Consider the following 15556-nt stretch of genomic DNA (forward strand, 5'->3'; position numbering starts at 1 on the left):
TTCTATTTCTCCTCGACCGCGGACACCACCGCGTTCAAAACTTTTTTTGCATGATCCACTTGGGACTTCATGGTTTCTTTTTCCTTCATTTTGCCAAGCATTTCTTCTGGCGCAAAACTCAGGGTTTGGAAGAACTCAAAGCTCTTGGCAACAGCATCTCCGTGGTCACGGCGAATACTTGGAGGAATCATTTCCAGCAGACGCTCAATTTCCAATGCGGCCCCACCTGTTCCCGAGATTTCCCCCAGAACCGTGTAGAATGTGTTGGTCATCTCAACACCCACTTTGCGATAATCATTTTTTGCCAAAGCGGCATCCACAACCTTAAAGCGTTTCTGTACAAGCTCTTTCAAACTGCGACGACGGCGCCCCCATCCGAACTCACGTTGGGCTTTGACCAGCAATACCAGTGAAGCCATCGAATATAAAACGGCCCAGAACCAGGGACGATACAGAACGCTGGCTTCCGCTGCCGGTTGCCATTGCATCAAAGGATCCGGCAGACGATTTTCAACAACTTTGGGCTGTTGAGGTTTGCCAGTGTCCGCCATGCGTGAAGAGGACCCCACCGGAGCATTCGGGTTATTGGACACTTGCAAGGTGATCGGCTCTGTGGCACGCGTGTAGTACTTCTTGGTCTGAGGATCAAACATGCTGACACTCAAGCCCGGGATGATCATCTGACCTTCCTGACGAGGAATCACCAGCACTTCAAACTCTTTATAGCTTCGACCGTTTTTAAAGAACTTGGATTCGGACTTACTGTCATATTGCTCAAGCCCCGTCGGCAGATTCAACGCAGGCAGATCAATCATCTTGGCATTGCCCGCACCTTCAAAGCGGACCTTCAAACCAAAGGGCTGATTGACCAGAACATTGTTATTTTCAACAGAGGCATGGAATTCAAACTGCCCGACCGCCCCGGTAAAATCCGCTGGACGCCCTTCTACAGGCAACGGCTTCACCTTGATCGGCACCCGTGCGGAACTCTTGGTGTATTCATAGGGCTTGCCATAGAAACCAAACCCTTGAGCTGGCAATCTGACGCGGGATTTGATTTTATATTCATCAATCGTCGCCGTTCCCGGCTTAATTGGGAACAGAGCGTGAGACGCCAAAAGCGCCTTCTTCCAGGGAACACCATTAACAATTTCTTCCATAAACTGAATGGAAGGAACTTCCTCGATGATCTCTTTCCAGAAGCCCTTCAGGCTTGGGAATTTCAAGCGATCCAAAGTCTCCATCTGGCCACGAGTGTAGATATACCAGTTGACCGTGACCTGCTCACCTTCAAAGACTTCCGTCTTATCAACTTCCACAGAGATAAAGAACGCATCATTCGGATTTGTCGGCAAACTGCGGAACGCCGCTTCTGGCAAATTGGATGCTGCCGGATAGCCATTGTACTGATCTTCTTGCGCTTGCCCCTGGCCTCCGCCTTGGAAGCCTCTCATACGGTTGCGCAACAGCTGATCAAAAATCTCTTGCTCGGCACGATCCATTTCTTCAAAGGGATCTTCATACCCTGGCATCGCGGGACGCTTCGGAGGCTTGGGTGCATTGCCTTGAGCATCACTACCCACCTTGATAACAACAGGCTGCGTGCGGTGAACCTTGCCATCAACGACCACTTCAAAGGAGCCGACACTTAGTGTCCCGGTCTTCTTCGGGGCTAATTGATAGTGAAATTCTCTGCGACGTTGGGTCTGAAACTGCATTCCGGATCCGGTATTGACCAGCTTTTGGGCCACAGCATTGGACTGCCAGCTATTTAAAAGATCAAACCCATCCAGATCCGGCAAACGCGGATCCTGAATATTCACGTCGTCAGTTGTTACTACCACCACACCCAGCGTGAAGGTATCCCCCAACCCCATTTCATTGCGATCTACGGTCGAAGTTACTGTCGTGCCCGCCCCTAGAGCAAAAAGCCCGAAGAAAATAAAACTAAGAAAGAACAGGAAATTACCAGTCTTTATCACGAGGCTGCTCCTTCACATCTTTACGATTGTACTCGGCACGGATCTTTTCTTCCTGCTGCTTCAGTTCGCCCAGGATTTTCTTTACGTCACCTTCAGAAAGCTCTTTACCATTAAACGGACGGGGCTTGTACTTCTGTGACTGTTGCTTCTGCTTGCCTTCTTTTTGATCCTGCTCTTGATCTTTCTGATCCTTTTGATCTTTACCTTCTTGATTCTTCTGATCCTGATTTTGCTGCTGATCCCCTTGCTGAGGCTGGTTCTGCTGACCTTCGCCCCCGCTTTGACCTTGTTGCTGCTGAATCAAAAGCTCAATGTTGGTTTTGACTTCATTCGAAGAAGGAATGATCTCCAGCGCCTTTTGATAGACCGCCAAGGCTTCATCCACCTGTTTGGCCTTACCTAAAAGCTGCGCCTGATTAAAGCGCGACATAAACACCAGCGGGAAGTTCTTATCCAACAAAGCCAGCTTTTCAGCTTCTTTATAGGACTGCAAAGCCTTCTCGGCCTGCTGCTGTCCCTCAAAACTCAAACCCAAATTCAAATGCAACTGCCCAATAAACGGATCATATCGCAAAGCCTGCAGATACTTCTCCATCGCCGCCGGATAAGTCTGCGCCGTGATCGCCTTATTAGCCTCACGATTTAACTCAAGCGTCTTAAGATGAGGCCGCCCCGGCCCACAACCGGACAGTGCTGCGACTGTAAAAATAGAAACCAACGACAAGCGCTTCATGCTGGGGGTACCTCGTAGCGGCCTTTCCAGAAGAGGAAAGAGGTGCGGCGTTCGCCCAAGAACAACTCAAGCAGCGCAATGATAATTCCGATCATCAGGATTGTCTGGAAACGTTCCTCATACTGAACGGCCATCGTGGTATCGAACTGAGCTTTTTCCAGCTTGCTGATATCTTCCACCAAAAGCTTGGTCTGATCTCCACCAAATGTCGCAAAATAGAAACTGCCCTGACCGGCTTCCGCCAAGGCTCGCAAAGCATCACCCTTTACTGTCGTCAGAATCGTCTGCCCCTGGCGGTCTTTCTTGTAACCCTTCAGGAAGCCCATGCCATCACGAACCGGGATAGCCCCGCCTTTTTCCGTCCCATAAGCCAGCGAGAAAATACGAACGCCTTCCTGGGCCATTTTTTTGGCTTCATCCAAAGCGCCTTGTTCGTGATCTTCACCATCAGACGCAATCAGAATCACTCTTGTCACTTTGACGGTGTCGTCCGTCGTCACACCGCCACGCTCGAAAGCCTCTTTGGAAATCTTCAAGGCTTCGGTGAAGTTCGTCCCTTGCGATGAAACTGAGCTGGGTTCCAATGATTCCAGATACATTTTAATAGCACCCGGGTCGTTGGTCAGCGGCGACAACAAGGCGGCCGATCCAGCAAAAGCCACGATGCCCACTTTATTTCCAGGCATCAGATCCACCAAACGACTGAGTTCGGCTTTGGCTTGCGCCAAGCGTGAAGGCTTCACGTCTTCGGCCATCATACTTTCGGACACATCCACGGCGAAGATGATCTCAACACCTTCACTTTTGACTTCCTGCTGGGACTCGCCCATTTGTGGACGAGCCAATGCAATCACAAAACAAAGAACAGCCAAGACCTGCAAGCCAGTCTTAATAGAGCGCTTTTTACGGGACACAGAACTAGAAAGGAAGGGATACAATCTAGAGCCAATCGCCGTCTCCATTTTCTTTCTGGCACGTCGATCAAAGAAGATTCCAATAAGGATAATCACCGGAATCAGCCACAAATAGTTAAAGGCAGCTACGTTTTCAAAGCGGAACATTACGGCACCCTCCTTAACCAGGAACGGCCTAACAACAGACCCGCCAGATAAAGAATCAATCCAGCAATCAGGAATGGCGGGAATTTTTCTGTGTAGTTGGTGTATTTATTGACGTCGATCTTGGTTTTTTCCAAGCGGTCGATATCGTTAAAGACATTGCGAAGGGCCCCTTCGTTCGTGGCGCGATAGTACTTTCCGCCCGTGTCCGCAGCCATGCGGCCCAAAAGATCTTCGTTCACAGTACTTTCAAACGGCTGGTAAGTTTTTACTTTTTGACCGAAAATATCACGGCCATAAACCGGGATGCGTGTCGGACCGTCTTTACCGATACCGATGGAATAAACCTTGATACCATAACCTTTGGCGATCTCAAGACCCGTTTCCGGATCAATCGTTCCAGAGTTATTTTCCCCGTCCGTCATAAAGATCATCACACGGCTGCGCGCCTGAGAATCTTTCAAACGACCTGCGGCATTGGCCATGGCAACCCCCAAAGCCGTCCCGTCCTTAATTTTTGCACTGGAGGCACTGGAGATATCGCCCACACGCTGCAGGATCATTTGATAATCCAACGTCGGTGGAACCATGGTGAAGGATTCACCGGCAAAAACCACCAGACCGATGCGATCTGAAGTTCGACCTTCGATAAATTTACCGATGGTTTCTTTGGCTGCCTCCAAACGATTCAAAGGCTTCATGTCTTCAATCAACATACTGTCGGATACGTCCAGACAGATGACGATATCAATACCTTCCACATTCTTACGAACTTTGGTGTTCATGGTCTGCGGGCGAGCCAAAGCCAAAATAGCCAGAATCAAACCCAGGGCTTTTAGCATATTCGGAAGATGCATCAAGCGTGTGCGCAAGGTGGGCGCAACGGTTTTAAGCAGCTCGATCGAACCAAACTGCAAGGTCGGTGTCTTCTTCTTGCGTTGCCAGAAGATCCACACCAACACCAAAACCAGAGGAATCACAAACCACAAGGCCCATAAGGAATGGTAGGTCATGACGACAACCTTTCCATCTTTTCAGCCAGAACACGGGCCTGAGTTGCCAGGTTCAGTACGTCATTGCTGGAAAGATTTTTCCGGTCCTTAAAGGCATGTTGGTATTCGCGCAGAACTTTTTTAAGGTCTTCAGAAAGCTCGGCATAGGTTTTAGCATGATACTTCTTAAGATCCTTGATCACCAGACGCTCACTCCACTCCAACGCAGGAACACGGAACTGACGAGTCAGGAATAATTTAAAGATCTTATTGGTTTCAACCAGCACTTCATCAATCTGGCCTTTATCGGCATCTTTACCGAAGAACACCGGATTGGTTCTTTGCAGACGACGGAACTGCTGATGGAATTCCGCCAGAGGACTTAACGCTGAATCATGCTCACGCAAACGTTCGAGCATATTGCGTCTTTGTACCACTCGGTACACTTTGGAAATGGCAATCAAAACCAGCAGACCAATGAATCCAGCAAGCAAAGCCCAATACAGCATCGGCACACCGATGCTGGCAGGCCCAATCGGACCAAAAGGCTCCTGCTTGACGGGAGCTTCCCCCGGCTGTTGCTGGGGCAAGACGGTTTGAACTGCGTAATGAATCGGCCCCAAGCTCAGAGTTTGGGTGCCATCGGAAAGCTGCAGGTCTTCAAATTGAATATTGCCCGCCGTATAAGCTGTGGCCTTCACATCCGCTTGAGTCTGCGATCTGAACTCAAACCCCAGAAAATGGATCTGATATTTTTGCTCTGGCTTCAGAACAAAGTGAAGTTTTTCCTGTTGCAGATCTTTCGGAAAATCCCCGTCGCAGACCAACAAAAACTCGCGGCCCACAGTGAGCTCGTTGTCTTTTAGTCCCTCAATACTGGGAATTTCTGCCTTACACTGAATCGCTGCCATTATTTTCTCTTCTTAAAGAAGGCCACCAACGGATTCACATAATCCTCGCTGGACTTCACATCCACCCGCTCCACCTGTGCCAGGCGAAGCATCTTGTCGCGTTGATCTTTGCGTTTACCCACCGCTTCTTCGTACTGAGTACGGAAGCCCTGGGAAGAGGTATCGACTGTGACAATTTCACCCGTCTCAGCATCCTGCACTTCGATGACACCCATCGCAGGCAGCGAGTATTCCGCAGCGTCGTTCACCACACAGGCCACGACGTCGTGCTTTCTTCCCAATAAACGCAGGGACTGTTCAAAGCCCTGATCCATAAAATCGCTAAAGACAAAGACCGTCGCGCGTTTTTTCAAAACTCCTTGCAGATAACTGAAACCGGCAGAAAGTTTGGTGCGATGGCTTTTGGGTTTATAATAAAACAAATCACGCAACAGACGATGCACATGGCCCCGTCCTTTTTTCGGTGGAACGTAGTGTTCCACCTGATCGCTGAACAACAACAAACCAATCTGGTCGTTGTTCTTCACCGCCGAAAACGCCAAGAGGGCTGCCATATGAGTCATCACTTCGCCCTTAAAATAAGGACCCGTTCCGAAATCACTGGAACCACTGACGTCCACGGCCAGAATCAAAGTCAGCTCGCGCTCTTCTTCGAAGGTTTTGATATACGGTTTTCCCGTGCGCGCCGTCAGCGGCCAGGAAATCGAACGCACATCATCGCCCGGAACGTATTCCCGGAAATCCGCAAAGGTCATACCCTGGCCTTTGAACGCCGTATGGTATTCACCAGCAAAGAGATTGTTCACAAGTTTTCTTGTGCTGATCTCAAGCAGTTTGACCTTTTTTAAGACCTCAGGAGGAAGGCTCACTACGGCACCTCAACCTGACTTAGGATTTCTTTGATGATGTCGTCAGTTTTGATGTTCTCGGCTTCTGCTTCGTAAGTCAGAATCAGACGGTGGCGCAGAACGTGGTAAGCAATCGCCTTCACGTCTTCGGCAGTCACGTAGCCACGCCCACGCAAGAACGCATGAGCTTTCGCGGCACGATACAAACTGATCGTCGCACGCGGTGAACCACCGACATTAACCAGATTGGCAATACGGCTTAAGCCATACTCACCCGGCTTACGGGAAGCCATGATCAATTCCACAATGTAATTTTTGATTTTGTTATCAACGTAAATCTGATCTGCCCGCTCAGAAGCCCGCAGCAGATCCTCTTTGGAGATCACAGAGTTCACCACAGGTTTTTCGTTCGTGCCCATGCGGTTTAGGATCTCAAGCTCTTCGCCCTTACCCGGATACACCACGTTGATCTTGAACATGAAACGGTCCATCTGCGCTTCTGGCAGCGGATAAGTTCCTTCTTGCTCTAACGGATTCTGAGTCGCTAGAACCAGGAACGGAGCTGCCAGTTTGTAGGATTCATCCCCGATGGTGACTTGCTTTTCGGCCATGGCCTCCAGCAACGCGGACTGAACCTTTGCCGGAGCACGGTTGATCTCGTCGGCCAGAACGATATTGGTGAAGATAGGTCCTTTACGAGGAGCGAACTCACCTGATTTCGGATTGAAAATCATCGTCCCGATCAAGTCTGTCGGCAGAAGATCCGGCGTGAACTGAATGCGCTGGAAATCCAGAGAAATGGATTTGGAAACAGTGGCGATGGTCAGCGTCTTCGCCAAGCCCGGCACGCCTTCCAGCAGAATGTGTCCGCCGGTCAGAAGGCCCATCATGATGCCCTCCACCATTTCTTTTTGCCCTACGACAACCTTGTTGATTTCTGCCATCATTTTATCAATGAATTGGCTTTCTTGCTTGATCGCGGCATTTAGGGCCATGATATCGACTTCACTCACGTTCTTGCCTCCAAGAGAATAGGACTTGTTCGATCTCATAAAGATCGACGCCCAATATATTTCACAATTATCCCAAAGACTTCGCAAGTTTAGAGTTGCCATGTCAGGAAAAACTATTTTGAGGGCTGGCATAACGCCGTGTCCTCCCCGCTTGCCAACCCAAGGATTAAGTGGGACAAATTTTATATGATTAACAACAATACAAAAGTCTGGATTTTCATTCTTTCAAGCTCCCTGGCGCTGCTTATTTTGGGCTACCAAATGGGAGAACGACTGGGCCTGCTGATCGGCTTCTTGTTGGCGGTTCTTTTGAACCTTTTCGTCTTCATTTACGGCGAAAGTCGTGTGCTGGCAAAACTGAACGCCCAAAGAATCAAAGGTCAAGACTCTTGGGGTTTGATCGACAAGGTCGAGCGGCTTTCGGCGCAACTGTCCATGCCAGCTCCAGCTGTTTATGTGACTCCTCATTCTTCCGTAAATGCTTTTTGCGTCGGTCATTCCTGGAAACGCGGATCTTTGGGTTTCACCGCAGGTCTTCTGAACAAGCTGACCGATGAAGAGCTCGAAGCCGTTGTGGCCCATCAGATCTGTCACATCCGTCGCTTGGACACATTTGCTTTCAGTGTCAGCAGCACCTTGGCCAACTCGGTCGTGGGCTTAGGACAATTCCTGGACAATCTTTTGCCCTACAATCTTCAATTCTTTATGCCTCTGCTGTCCCCGATTGGGTGGCTGATTATCAAGATGGTGGTGGTGGAAAAATCATTCTTTGAAAATGATTTGATGGCCTCCGAACTTTTGGAAAGCCGTAATAAGCTGGGCGAAGTCTTGTGGCGCATGGAAGGGCTGGCGCAAACCCAGCCTTTGGAAATCCCCGCCTGCACCAGTCACCTTTTTATGGTGAACCCGGAAGGCTTTAAACAGAAGAATTTGTTCCTAAAATCCCATCCGGCCATCGAGGTCAGATTGCAAAAGCTGATGGGCTATTATCCTATCTAACTTGACAGGATAAATAGAAAACTCAGATTAGAAAAAGGACCTGAACTATGACTGAAAAATTAGAAGCTTCTTTCTCGGTTTTGATTATGTCTGTGGCATCTTCCGCCGTGATGGCGATGGGCCTGGCCCCGAACCCTGCCAATGGCGAAGTGAGCAAAGATAAAAATATGGCTCGCTTTAATATCGACCTTTTGGTGGTCTTGCAGCAAAAGACCAAGGGCAATTTAACTGGCGACGAAGCCAAATTTTTGGAAAACTTAATCAGTGATTTGCAAATGAAATTCGTGTCTATGTAAGGAGAATTTTTCTATGAAGACACTGCTCGTTCTTTTCCTGTCTTTCGCGATGACCGCTCAAGCTCAAACTGGCGCCAAAGAGCTTCCTAAAGATCCGCCAAAAATGAAGCTCAGCGATCCACTTCCCGGCAATCTGTTCGTGGAACTGGCTAAAGCCATTAATCCAGCGGTTGTGAATATCTCGACAACGGCATTGCCGAAAAACTCTCCGCGCATGCGTGACCCAATGCTGGATATGTTGGAACAGCTTTATGGCTTCCGTATGCAGCAGCCTCAGCAACAACAACGCCCGCAACAGATGGGTCTGGGAACGGGTTTCATCATTCGTGAAGACGGTTTGATTATCACGAACAACCACGTGATCGCAGGGGCTGACGTGATCAACGTTCAGCTGAGCGAAAAGTCCACGGATGTTTTCGAGGCCACTTTAGTTGGCAGCGATGAAAGAACGGATATCGCCCTGATCAAGATCACTCCGAAAGGCAAACTGCCGGTGGCGGTTTTGGGGTCTTCCAACAGTGTTGAAGTTGGTGAATGGGTGGCGGCATTCGGGAATCCATTTGGTCACGGTCACTCGATGACAAAAGGGATTATTTCCTCTAAAGGCCGCGACATCACAGAGATTAACAAAATCCCCTTGCTGCAAACAGATGCCAGCATCAACCCGGGGAACTCTGGCGGTCCATTGGTAAATACCAAAGGACAAGTTATCGGCGTGAACTCGGCGATTGATGCCCGCGCTCAAGGAATTGGTTTTGCGATTCCGATTGATGAAGTCAAAGCGATCTTGCCTGTTCTGGAAAGTAAGGGGCGCATTGCTCGCGGATTCCTGGGTACAAACCTGGGTGATCTTGATCCGGAAGCTGCAGAATACCTGGGCCTTGGCGAAGTTCGTGGGGCCGTAATCACAGGGATTGCTCCAGGCAGCCCGGCGATGACATCAGGATTGAAAATGTACGACATCGTGACCGAGTTTAACGGCAAAACCATTCGTTCTACTTTGGACTTGATGGATGCGGTGGCGGATGCTCCGATTGGCAAGCCAGTTAAAACCAAGGTGATCCGCAACAACAAAGAAATGACCCTGAACGTGACGACTGCTGAACGTGTGGAAGAAAAACGCGCCACTCGCACGGCGGGAGCCAAAACTTACACTGGCCAGAAGGCTCCGTTTAATCTGGGCTTCTCGGTGATTGATCCTACCCCAGAACTGCGTCAGGAGTGGGGCTTACCGGATGATATGAAGCAGCCTGTGGTGATTGAGACGGAAAGATTCTCCATCGCCAGCAAAGGCGGCCTTCGTGTCGGGGATGTGATCTTGGATGTTAATAAACAGCCCGTGGACACCTCTAAAGATGTTCTAAAGTCCCTGAAAAAGGGCAAGAACACCCTACGCATTGCCCGCAACGCACGTATTCAGATCATCAGTATCGAATAGCTTTCAGCTCATAAAATTTAATCAAGAGCACTGCTTCAAAGCCCATCTTCGGATGGGCTTTTTTATTATGCTGCTATATAAGTAAGCACTTGCCTCATTTTGAGGCAAACGACAGACCTGGCCGGGAAAATTAAAAAATTCCTCGACCTAGGTCTTTAGTTTTTCTGAGTCTCACCGAGAAGAAATACGGGACCATAGTTTGGCTCCAAGATTGCGACAAAAAGACCGTGAAAGCGGTCTCGAGTATGAGCAACGGATATTGCAACAAGAACGGCAACAAGAAAGGGACTGTATGAAAGTCACCGAGGTGAAAGTTTTCCCCGTCAATGAGGACCGGCTGAAGGCCTATGTCTCGATCACCCTCGATAATTGCTTCGTGGTGAGAGATCTAAAGGTTATTCAGGGAACCAGCGGCTTGTTCGTGGCGATGCCCAGCAAGAAGCGCAAAGACGGTCAGTTCCGCGATATCGCCCATCCCCTGAATCAGGAGACCCGGGCGATGATTGAAGACCTCATTTTTGAGGCTTATGAAAAAGAACTCAAATCCATGGGTGAGACCCTTGTCAGTCTAAAACGCCAGAAAGCTCCTGGGAGCGATTACGGCAACGACGACTATTAGGTCTGAAGTTCCCTGCTCACACGCCAACGGGCCATTTTATGTGGAAATGGTCCGAGACGGCGGCTTCAAACACCAATGGAAACGTTAAGCCCGTCAGATCCCTGACGGGCTTTTTTACTGCCAGTCCCCCACCAATCTTACGACGCAAGAAGTCTTTTCTTGATTTTAGGCCGCAATATCCGTAGTTTGGGTTTTCGCAAATGCATCTTGTTGGGGTATCGACAAGTTGGTAAGTCAACAGATTTTGATTCTGTCATTCGCAGGTTCGAGTCCTGCTACCCCATCCATCTAACCCATCTCGCAAATTTACAAACGGCAAAGTCAAATCCGATCCGGCAGCCCTCGAGGGCAACGCTGGAGGCCCATTTACGTCTAAAATCTGCCCATTTGCTTTATTTTTACTCTTATTTATTGAAATCACATTTTCCGCGCGCTGTTCTGAAAGATTAAATTCAATCCCAATTTTACCAGGAGTATAAAACAAATTCCCCAGCACCTTTCTAATGAGTCTTCTCTTAACCGCAGGAGTGGATTTGGAAAAACCTTTTTTAAACTCCAAGATACGGTCTTGAATTCCCGAAACGACATCTCGGACTTCCATAGCTCCCTCTGCCCGAGCCTTTACCTCCAGCAACTGGAGATGCAGTTCTTTTCGTTTCTGAGCTAACTCTTCCAACCGATCAGCCGCTAACTGAACGGCCTCCGTCCCATCTTTTAATCGCGATTGAATTCGGAACGTGGATGAGATTTCCGAATCAAGTTCAGTAATGGCCTTTTGAATCTTTGAAGCACGTTCTTTCAATTCCTTGGGCTCGGCCTTAATTGACTCGGCCAAACCCGCTTCAATCTTTTCGAGATATCCCGCTTGCAGGATAGTTGTGGTCAGATGCTTCACTACAATTTCCTCGATCTTATCAGCTCGGACCCTTTTAAAAGAGCAGCGCATGTCTTCAACTTTTCCAGCATGGGTACACTCCGTGAAGACCTTTACTATCGGCTATTCAATATTACTTTAAATACAGACCCACTTAGAAACCGAACCGAGGATATTGAACCCCTGGTCGCAAAATTCACAGACGAGGTTTGTGAGAACAACCGATTCAAACGCTCTTTCCATCGAGAATGTCTTGATAAATTTCGGGACTACCACTGGCCAGGAAATGTCCGTGAGCTTCGGTCAATGGTTGAACGACAGCTCTTGTGCGCAGATTCTAGCGTAGTTCGAAACGAGAATCTTGATCCGATATTCTTCAACCCGGCGAAAAGCAAGCCCATTACTCTTGAGGAAATAGACGCACATGTTGATGCAATAAAAAAGCTTCATATTGTCGAAGTTCTAAAGGGTTCCTCAACACGAGCCGAGGCTGCCCGACGCTTAAACATCGCTCAAAATGGACTTCAATATTTTATTAAAAAATGGAAACTCTAAAGCGACTTTTTAAAGCTTAATCATAGTAAGCATACTTCTGACTAAAAATTCGACAAAACAACCAAGAGTTGTTAATTGACAAAAGACTACTGCAGTAATTTTTTAGTCTTGCTGTCACAATTTGCTCATGCTGTTCCTATATAGCCAAAGAGGTCGCTATGAGCAAAAAGAACGAGAACCTAAATATGGACTTTCAAATCTTCGTTTACTCAAAGCCGGTGTCGTTTTCCTTGAATAGATCTGATGCAATTTTAAAAAAAATTAAAGGCCGAATAAATCCCAAGCCACACATGGTTTTTATAAAGGTAATGATTGCCAACATGGTGATCGGTTTTTTATCTTTATCCGTTTGTCATCAATTTGGTTTAAACCCATTCAACACAGATAAATCGCTTGAAGAATGGTTCATGGGAGTCGGGGGACACAACCTCTGCATGACTTTCTGTGGGATTTTATTCTTAAGCCTGGGAGTTTTCTTAGCAGGATTCTTCTTAACTGAGGAGGAAGTTCGAGTTCTCAAAAAAAATCAATTTGTACATATCCCTGCGCTTGGTCTAATTTCCTTGATCTTATTGGGAGTGTTCGGAGCCGAACTAGTATTCCATTTTGCAGCCCTATGGCTTTTAGGAGCATTTTTTGGAGGCTGGCTCGCTACTCGATCCATCTATTTTGTGAAAGTGATCCATCAATGATCACTTTAAAACTTAGTAATTTCTTTTGTAAAAGGACTTGTCACAAATGTTCATCCACATTCCTATTGCTAAGTATGAGACTAAAAACAGATCTTCACTCGCACAATTTCTTATAAACTATTTACTTCAGCAAGGATGCGGCGAACTTCATCCAAATGATTCTTGCCATAAGTGATGTACTCCACAGCTTTCTTTTGGTTCAGTCTTCCGTCCGCCATCTTTTGACATAAAACTGGTTCTAATGGATCGGTAATTGCATAGATACTCTTATGCTGTGGCCAAATATTTTTCTCATCATTAGATCCTCCCATGCAGAGTGGGATGTAGTGATCAATTTTAAAATCCAGACGCTTCATTTGACCAGTACGAAAACCTAACTGATCATACTTCACGAAAAGAGACTTTTTTAGATCAGATGATACGTTCCTCTCGCAATATGGAACTTTCTCCGGGTAACGATAACTATCCGGATGTTCACAAAGAGCCCCGGGAGTTAAAGTTGCATCAGGCCCCTTTGGAAAGTTGCCTACTGATGAGTATGCAAAAGTAACAACAGAAAAAACCGAAAGTGCAATAGAGACAAATAACTTAACCAAACTTCCTCCAAATAGTCCGCCATTCTTGGTGGCAGGTAGAAACACCGAACCTTATTTCCGGCATATATTTGCGTACCCAAAACTTCTAACAATGCCTCAAGGCCATAGCAATCCAAATCAAAAAAATCTGCCTTAATTCAGCGACAAATATCCTGAATGGAAATATGCTAGGTCTTTCCTCGCACATAAAGAACTGAACTTGGATCAATCTTCAGATAAGAAAACCGATCCTTCAGAAATTTTATCTGCCGCTTTTTTGGAACTTAGTTTCCTCAGCTCTGCACTTTTCCGCATTATCTTCACAATGCATTGCGAATTTAAAGTAATAGCCTTCCTTAAAAATAAGATCTTTGTCTGGCTCCACTACAGAATAGTTTTCTTGAACCTCTTTAACGGTAAGTGTTCCAATGGGATCAAACCCGCAAATAGGTGCCTTGGCGGACTCGCGGCATTTGCGTTCAAGGAGGTAAACCTTATCATTCACATGCACATTCTCTTTCGAGCCCAAGGCCACCTTAATAACTCCACTTTTGGCAGACTCAGAATCATATTTCACGACAGATCCGGCACAACCTGCCAGCATTGTCGAAATAGCCAACAAAAATCCAACTCTATTTTTCATACAATCTCTCCAATTTTCTAATAGTCCCGTATTTTTAAAAGCCTTAACGCCCCTGTATCGCTGCAATGACCATCCATAGAACTCTAGTACTTTCGCTGGAATATCTAAAAGGCCTCCACCACCGGAATTCCTGTAAAATCCGAAGGGACCGGAACGCCCATCAACCAAAGAGCAGTCGCCGCAGTGTCCATCGTACTAACAGGCGAAATCAACACGGTGTTAACCTTAGCTGTAGTTCCCCAAGCAATCCATGGTATTGTGGAGTCCATCGGTGATGGACTCCCATGATTTTGTCCGGTACCACCGTGATCACCTGTCAATATCAAGGCATAACTTTTTCCTGCGAGCGACTTTGAAATACCTTGCATCAGAATCCCTATCGCAATATCAACTTGCTCTAAAGCCTTTAGCTGACTTGGACTATCCCAGCCACCCGCGTGACCACTTACATCTGCATCTGGCAAGTGTACAAACATTAAGTTAGGCAAATTCGAATCCAAGTACCGTGAAGCATTTTCGGCGATCTCAACAGCCAAGCGGCCATCAATTGAAAACATATCTAAGGTACCCTTAACCTCAAGATGCTTGAATTTCTCCTTTGCCGCAAAAATTGCCGTCGAATACCCTTGCGCCTTGGCTAAACCAAAAATGGTAGGAACCTTCACCTCCCCTTTAGATGGGATCCAGTCGTTCCACGTCACCTTATGCATTGATGGAGGCACTCCAGTTAACATTGAAACATGGGAGGGCAAGGTTTTACTGGGGAAAATTGTCTTCGCGTTAAAGGTGGAAGCTCCACTGGCGACTAATTTTCTTAAATTTGGCATTCTACTTTTATTCATTGTCGTTGGCTTACCACCATCAATGCTTACAATTACAACGTGTTCAACATTGGCAGCATTGGCTTCAAACCGAACCAACACCGTAAAAAGAAAAACAACCGACATAAAGAATATTTTTATCAAAGTTCCCTCGTTTCCAAATCAGATCTAAAATAAATTGGCATTTTTAGAGTCGACCTCAAAGAAAAATCGACGATCTGAATTAGTGAGAGTGATCGTGCTCAGAACTCTTTTTTTCGATAGGCTCGCCATGCTGATGATTCTTGTGTTCTTTCTTATCATGATCACATGTGCATTCAGACTCAGACTTCCCACACTCTGAGCACATTGCAACTTTCTTTTTCGCAGTAACTTTTTTGTCCTGCTTAGAAACCGTACCCACAACATCATTTCGAGAATTCGCCGCTTCACCAAAAGATTCAGCGCCAACTCCCCCAAATACAACTAGTACACAAAGTGACAGTAATTGTTTTTTCATTTTATCTC

The 15556-nt window shown here is 47.1% G+C and carries 18 protein-coding genes, 1 tRNA gene and 1 riboswitch; of the genes, 7 read left to right on the forward strand and 12 right to left on the reverse strand.

Annotated features, from left to right (window positions below; translation table 11 throughout):
- Positions 1-2 precede the first annotated feature (2 nt).
- From ACES2G_RS12695 to ACES2G_RS12725, 7 genes are read right to left on the reverse strand one after another with little or no spacing between them, the layout of a single operon-like run.
- Positions 3-1982: a BatD family protein gene (locus ACES2G_RS12695; protein WP_347357892.1), complete on the reverse strand. Its 1980-nt coding sequence runs from the start codon at positions 1980-1982 to the stop codon at positions 3-5.
- Positions 1966-2715 (reverse strand): tetratricopeptide repeat protein, encoded by a 750-nt coding sequence (locus tag ACES2G_RS12700; RefSeq protein WP_347357893.1) that lies wholly within the window; start codon positions 2713-2715, stop codon positions 1966-1968. Before ACES2G_RS12700 ends, ACES2G_RS12695 begins: the two co-directional genes overlap by 17 nt.
- A complete protein-coding gene (locus ACES2G_RS12705) occupies positions 2712-3776 on the reverse strand; it encodes a VWA domain-containing protein (protein ID WP_347357894.1) in 1065 nt (354 codons plus the stop codon). The genes ACES2G_RS12700 and ACES2G_RS12705 overlap by 4 nt, the downstream gene beginning before the upstream one ends.
- Entirely contained in the window at positions 3776-4786 is a 1011-nt protein-coding gene (locus ACES2G_RS12710; protein WP_347357895.1) for a VWA domain-containing protein, read from the reverse strand. The genes ACES2G_RS12705 and ACES2G_RS12710 overlap by 1 nt, the downstream gene beginning before the upstream one ends.
- The gene (locus ACES2G_RS12715; protein ID WP_374000379.1) at positions 4783-5676 is read right to left on the reverse strand and encodes a hypothetical protein; all 894 of its coding nucleotides are present in this window, start codon (positions 5674-5676) and stop codon (positions 4783-4785) included. Before ACES2G_RS12715 ends, ACES2G_RS12710 begins: the two co-directional genes overlap by 4 nt.
- Positions 5676-6545 (reverse strand): DUF58 domain-containing protein, encoded by an 870-nt coding sequence (locus tag ACES2G_RS12720; RefSeq protein WP_347357897.1) that lies wholly within the window; start codon positions 6543-6545, stop codon positions 5676-5678. Before ACES2G_RS12720 ends, ACES2G_RS12715 begins: the two co-directional genes overlap by 1 nt.
- Positions 6545-7519, reverse strand: coding sequence for an AAA family ATPase (locus ACES2G_RS12725; protein WP_374001903.1), 975 nt, complete (start codon positions 7517-7519; stop codon positions 6545-6547). The genes ACES2G_RS12720 and ACES2G_RS12725 overlap by 1 nt, the downstream gene beginning before the upstream one ends.
- 204 nt (positions 7520-7723) lie before the next feature.
- On the opposite strand from ACES2G_RS12725, the gene ACES2G_RS12730 reads away from it, so the two are divergent.
- The 5 genes from ACES2G_RS12730 to ACES2G_RS12750 all read left to right on the forward strand — a co-directional run bounded on the left by ACES2G_RS12730 (position 7724) and on the right by ACES2G_RS12750 (position 11176).
- Positions 7724-8536 (forward strand): M48 family metalloprotease, encoded by an 813-nt coding sequence (locus ACES2G_RS12730; protein ID WP_374000380.1) that lies wholly within the window; start codon positions 7724-7726, stop codon positions 8534-8536.
- Positions 8537-8583: 47 nt separating this feature from the next.
- On the forward strand, positions 8584-8832 hold the full coding sequence (locus ACES2G_RS12735; RefSeq protein ID WP_262555633.1) for a DUF1844 domain-containing protein: 249 nt from the start codon (positions 8584-8586) through the stop codon (positions 8830-8832).
- Between the two features lie 13 nt (positions 8833-8845).
- A complete protein-coding gene (locus tag ACES2G_RS12740) occupies positions 8846-10270 on the forward strand; it encodes a trypsin-like peptidase domain-containing protein (protein WP_347357900.1) in 1425 nt (474 codons plus the stop codon).
- 292 nt (positions 10271-10562) lie between these two features.
- Positions 10563-10889: a septation regulator SpoVG gene (spoVG, locus tag ACES2G_RS12745; RefSeq protein WP_011165187.1), complete on the forward strand. Its 327-nt coding sequence runs from the start codon at positions 10563-10565 to the stop codon at positions 10887-10889.
- Between the two features lie 211 nt (positions 10890-11100).
- Positions 11101-11176, forward strand: a tRNA-Gln gene (locus ACES2G_RS12750).
- On the opposite strand, the gene ACES2G_RS12755 is transcribed toward ACES2G_RS12750, so the two are convergent.
- The gene (locus ACES2G_RS12755) at positions 11143-11784 is read right to left on the reverse strand and encodes a hypothetical protein (protein ID WP_374000381.1); all 642 of its coding nucleotides are present in this window, start codon (positions 11782-11784) and stop codon (positions 11143-11145) included. The genes ACES2G_RS12750 and ACES2G_RS12755 overlap by 34 nt on opposite strands.
- On the opposite strand from ACES2G_RS12755, the gene ACES2G_RS12760 reads away from it, so the two are divergent.
- Both ACES2G_RS12760 and ACES2G_RS12765 read left to right on the forward strand, forming a co-directional pair.
- On the forward strand, positions 11776-12318 hold the full coding sequence (locus ACES2G_RS12760) for a hypothetical protein (RefSeq protein ID WP_374000382.1): 543 nt from the start codon (positions 11776-11778) through the stop codon (positions 12316-12318). The two genes, ACES2G_RS12755 and ACES2G_RS12760, sit on opposite strands and share 9 nt — an antisense overlap.
- Before the next feature lie 158 nt (positions 12319-12476).
- Positions 12477-13010, forward strand: coding sequence for a hypothetical protein (locus ACES2G_RS12765; RefSeq protein WP_374000383.1), 534 nt, complete (start codon positions 12477-12479; stop codon positions 13008-13010).
- A gap of 110 nt (positions 13011-13120) precedes the next feature.
- Here ACES2G_RS12765 and ACES2G_RS12770 read toward each other — a convergent pair whose 3' ends face one another.
- The 4 genes from ACES2G_RS12770 to ACES2G_RS12785 form a co-directional block, all read right to left on the reverse strand.
- Positions 13121-13606: a hypothetical protein gene (locus tag ACES2G_RS12770; RefSeq protein WP_374000384.1), complete on the reverse strand. Its 486-nt coding sequence runs from the start codon at positions 13604-13606 to the stop codon at positions 13121-13123.
- Positions 13599-13696, reverse strand: a riboswitch (purine riboswitch). (Overlaps the previous gene by 8 nt.)
- Before the next feature lie 151 nt (positions 13697-13847).
- On the reverse strand, positions 13848-14228 hold the full coding sequence (locus ACES2G_RS12775; RefSeq protein ID WP_374000385.1) for a hypothetical protein: 381 nt from the start codon (positions 14226-14228) through the stop codon (positions 13848-13850).
- A 104-nt stretch (positions 14229-14332) separates the two neighbouring features.
- The gene (locus ACES2G_RS12780; protein WP_374000386.1) at positions 14333-15193 is read right to left on the reverse strand and encodes an alkaline phosphatase family protein; all 861 of its coding nucleotides are present in this window, start codon (positions 15191-15193) and stop codon (positions 14333-14335) included.
- A gap of 79 nt (positions 15194-15272) precedes the next feature.
- On the reverse strand, positions 15273-15548 hold the full coding sequence (locus ACES2G_RS12785) for a hypothetical protein (protein WP_374000388.1): 276 nt from the start codon (positions 15546-15548) through the stop codon (positions 15273-15275).
- Between the last annotated feature and the right edge of the window lie 8 nt (positions 15549-15556).

The sequence above is a fragment of the Bdellovibrio bacteriovorus genome (assembly GCF_041888015.1).
Taxonomy (GTDB): Bacteria; Bdellovibrionota; Bdellovibrionia; order Bdellovibrionales; family Bdellovibrionaceae; genus Bdellovibrio.

Bases quoted from the DNA above. Each gene is read 5' to 3' on its own strand.
- ACES2G_RS12700 (WP_347357893.1), bottom strand. From the start codon at position 2,715: ATGAAGCGCTTGTCGTTGGTTTCTATTTTTACAGTCGCAGCACTGTCC.
- ACES2G_RS12705 (WP_347357894.1), bottom strand. From the start codon at position 3,776: ATGTTCCGCTTTGAAAACGTAGCTGCCTTTAACTATTTGTGGCTGATT.
- ACES2G_RS12710 (WP_347357895.1), bottom strand. From the start codon at position 4,786: ATGACCTACCATTCCTTATGGGCCTTGTGGTTTGTGATTCCTCTGGTT.
- ACES2G_RS12715 (WP_374000379.1), bottom strand. From the start codon at position 5,676: ATGGCAGCGATTCAGTGTAAGGCAGAAATTCCCAGTATTGAGGGACTA.
- ACES2G_RS12725 (WP_374001903.1), bottom strand. From the start codon at position 7,519: ATGGCCCTAAATGCCGCGATCAAGCAAGAAAGCCAATTCATTGATAAA.
- ACES2G_RS12730 (WP_374000380.1), top strand. From the start codon at position 7,724: ATGATTAACAACAATACAAAAGTCTGGATTTTCATTCTTTCAAGCTCC.
- ACES2G_RS12735 (WP_262555633.1), top strand. From the start codon at position 8,584: ATGACTGAAAAATTAGAAGCTTCTTTCTCGGTTTTGATTATGTCTGTG.
- ACES2G_RS12740 (WP_347357900.1), top strand. From the start codon at position 8,846: ATGAAGACACTGCTCGTTCTTTTCCTGTCTTTCGCGATGACCGCTCAA.
- spoVG (WP_011165187.1), top strand. From the start codon at position 10,563: ATGAAAGTCACCGAGGTGAAAGTTTTCCCCGTCAATGAGGACCGGCTG.
- ACES2G_RS12760 (WP_374000382.1), top strand. From the start codon at position 11,776: ATGCTTCACTACAATTTCCTCGATCTTATCAGCTCGGACCCTTTTAAA.
- ACES2G_RS12765 (WP_374000383.1), top strand. From the start codon at position 12,477: ATGAGCAAAAAGAACGAGAACCTAAATATGGACTTTCAAATCTTCGTT.
- ACES2G_RS12775 (WP_374000385.1), bottom strand. From the start codon at position 14,228: ATGAAAAATAGAGTTGGATTTTTGTTGGCTATTTCGACAATGCTGGCA.
- ACES2G_RS12785 (WP_374000388.1), bottom strand. From the start codon at position 15,548: ATGAAAAAACAATTACTGTCACTTTGTGTACTAGTTGTATTTGGGGGA.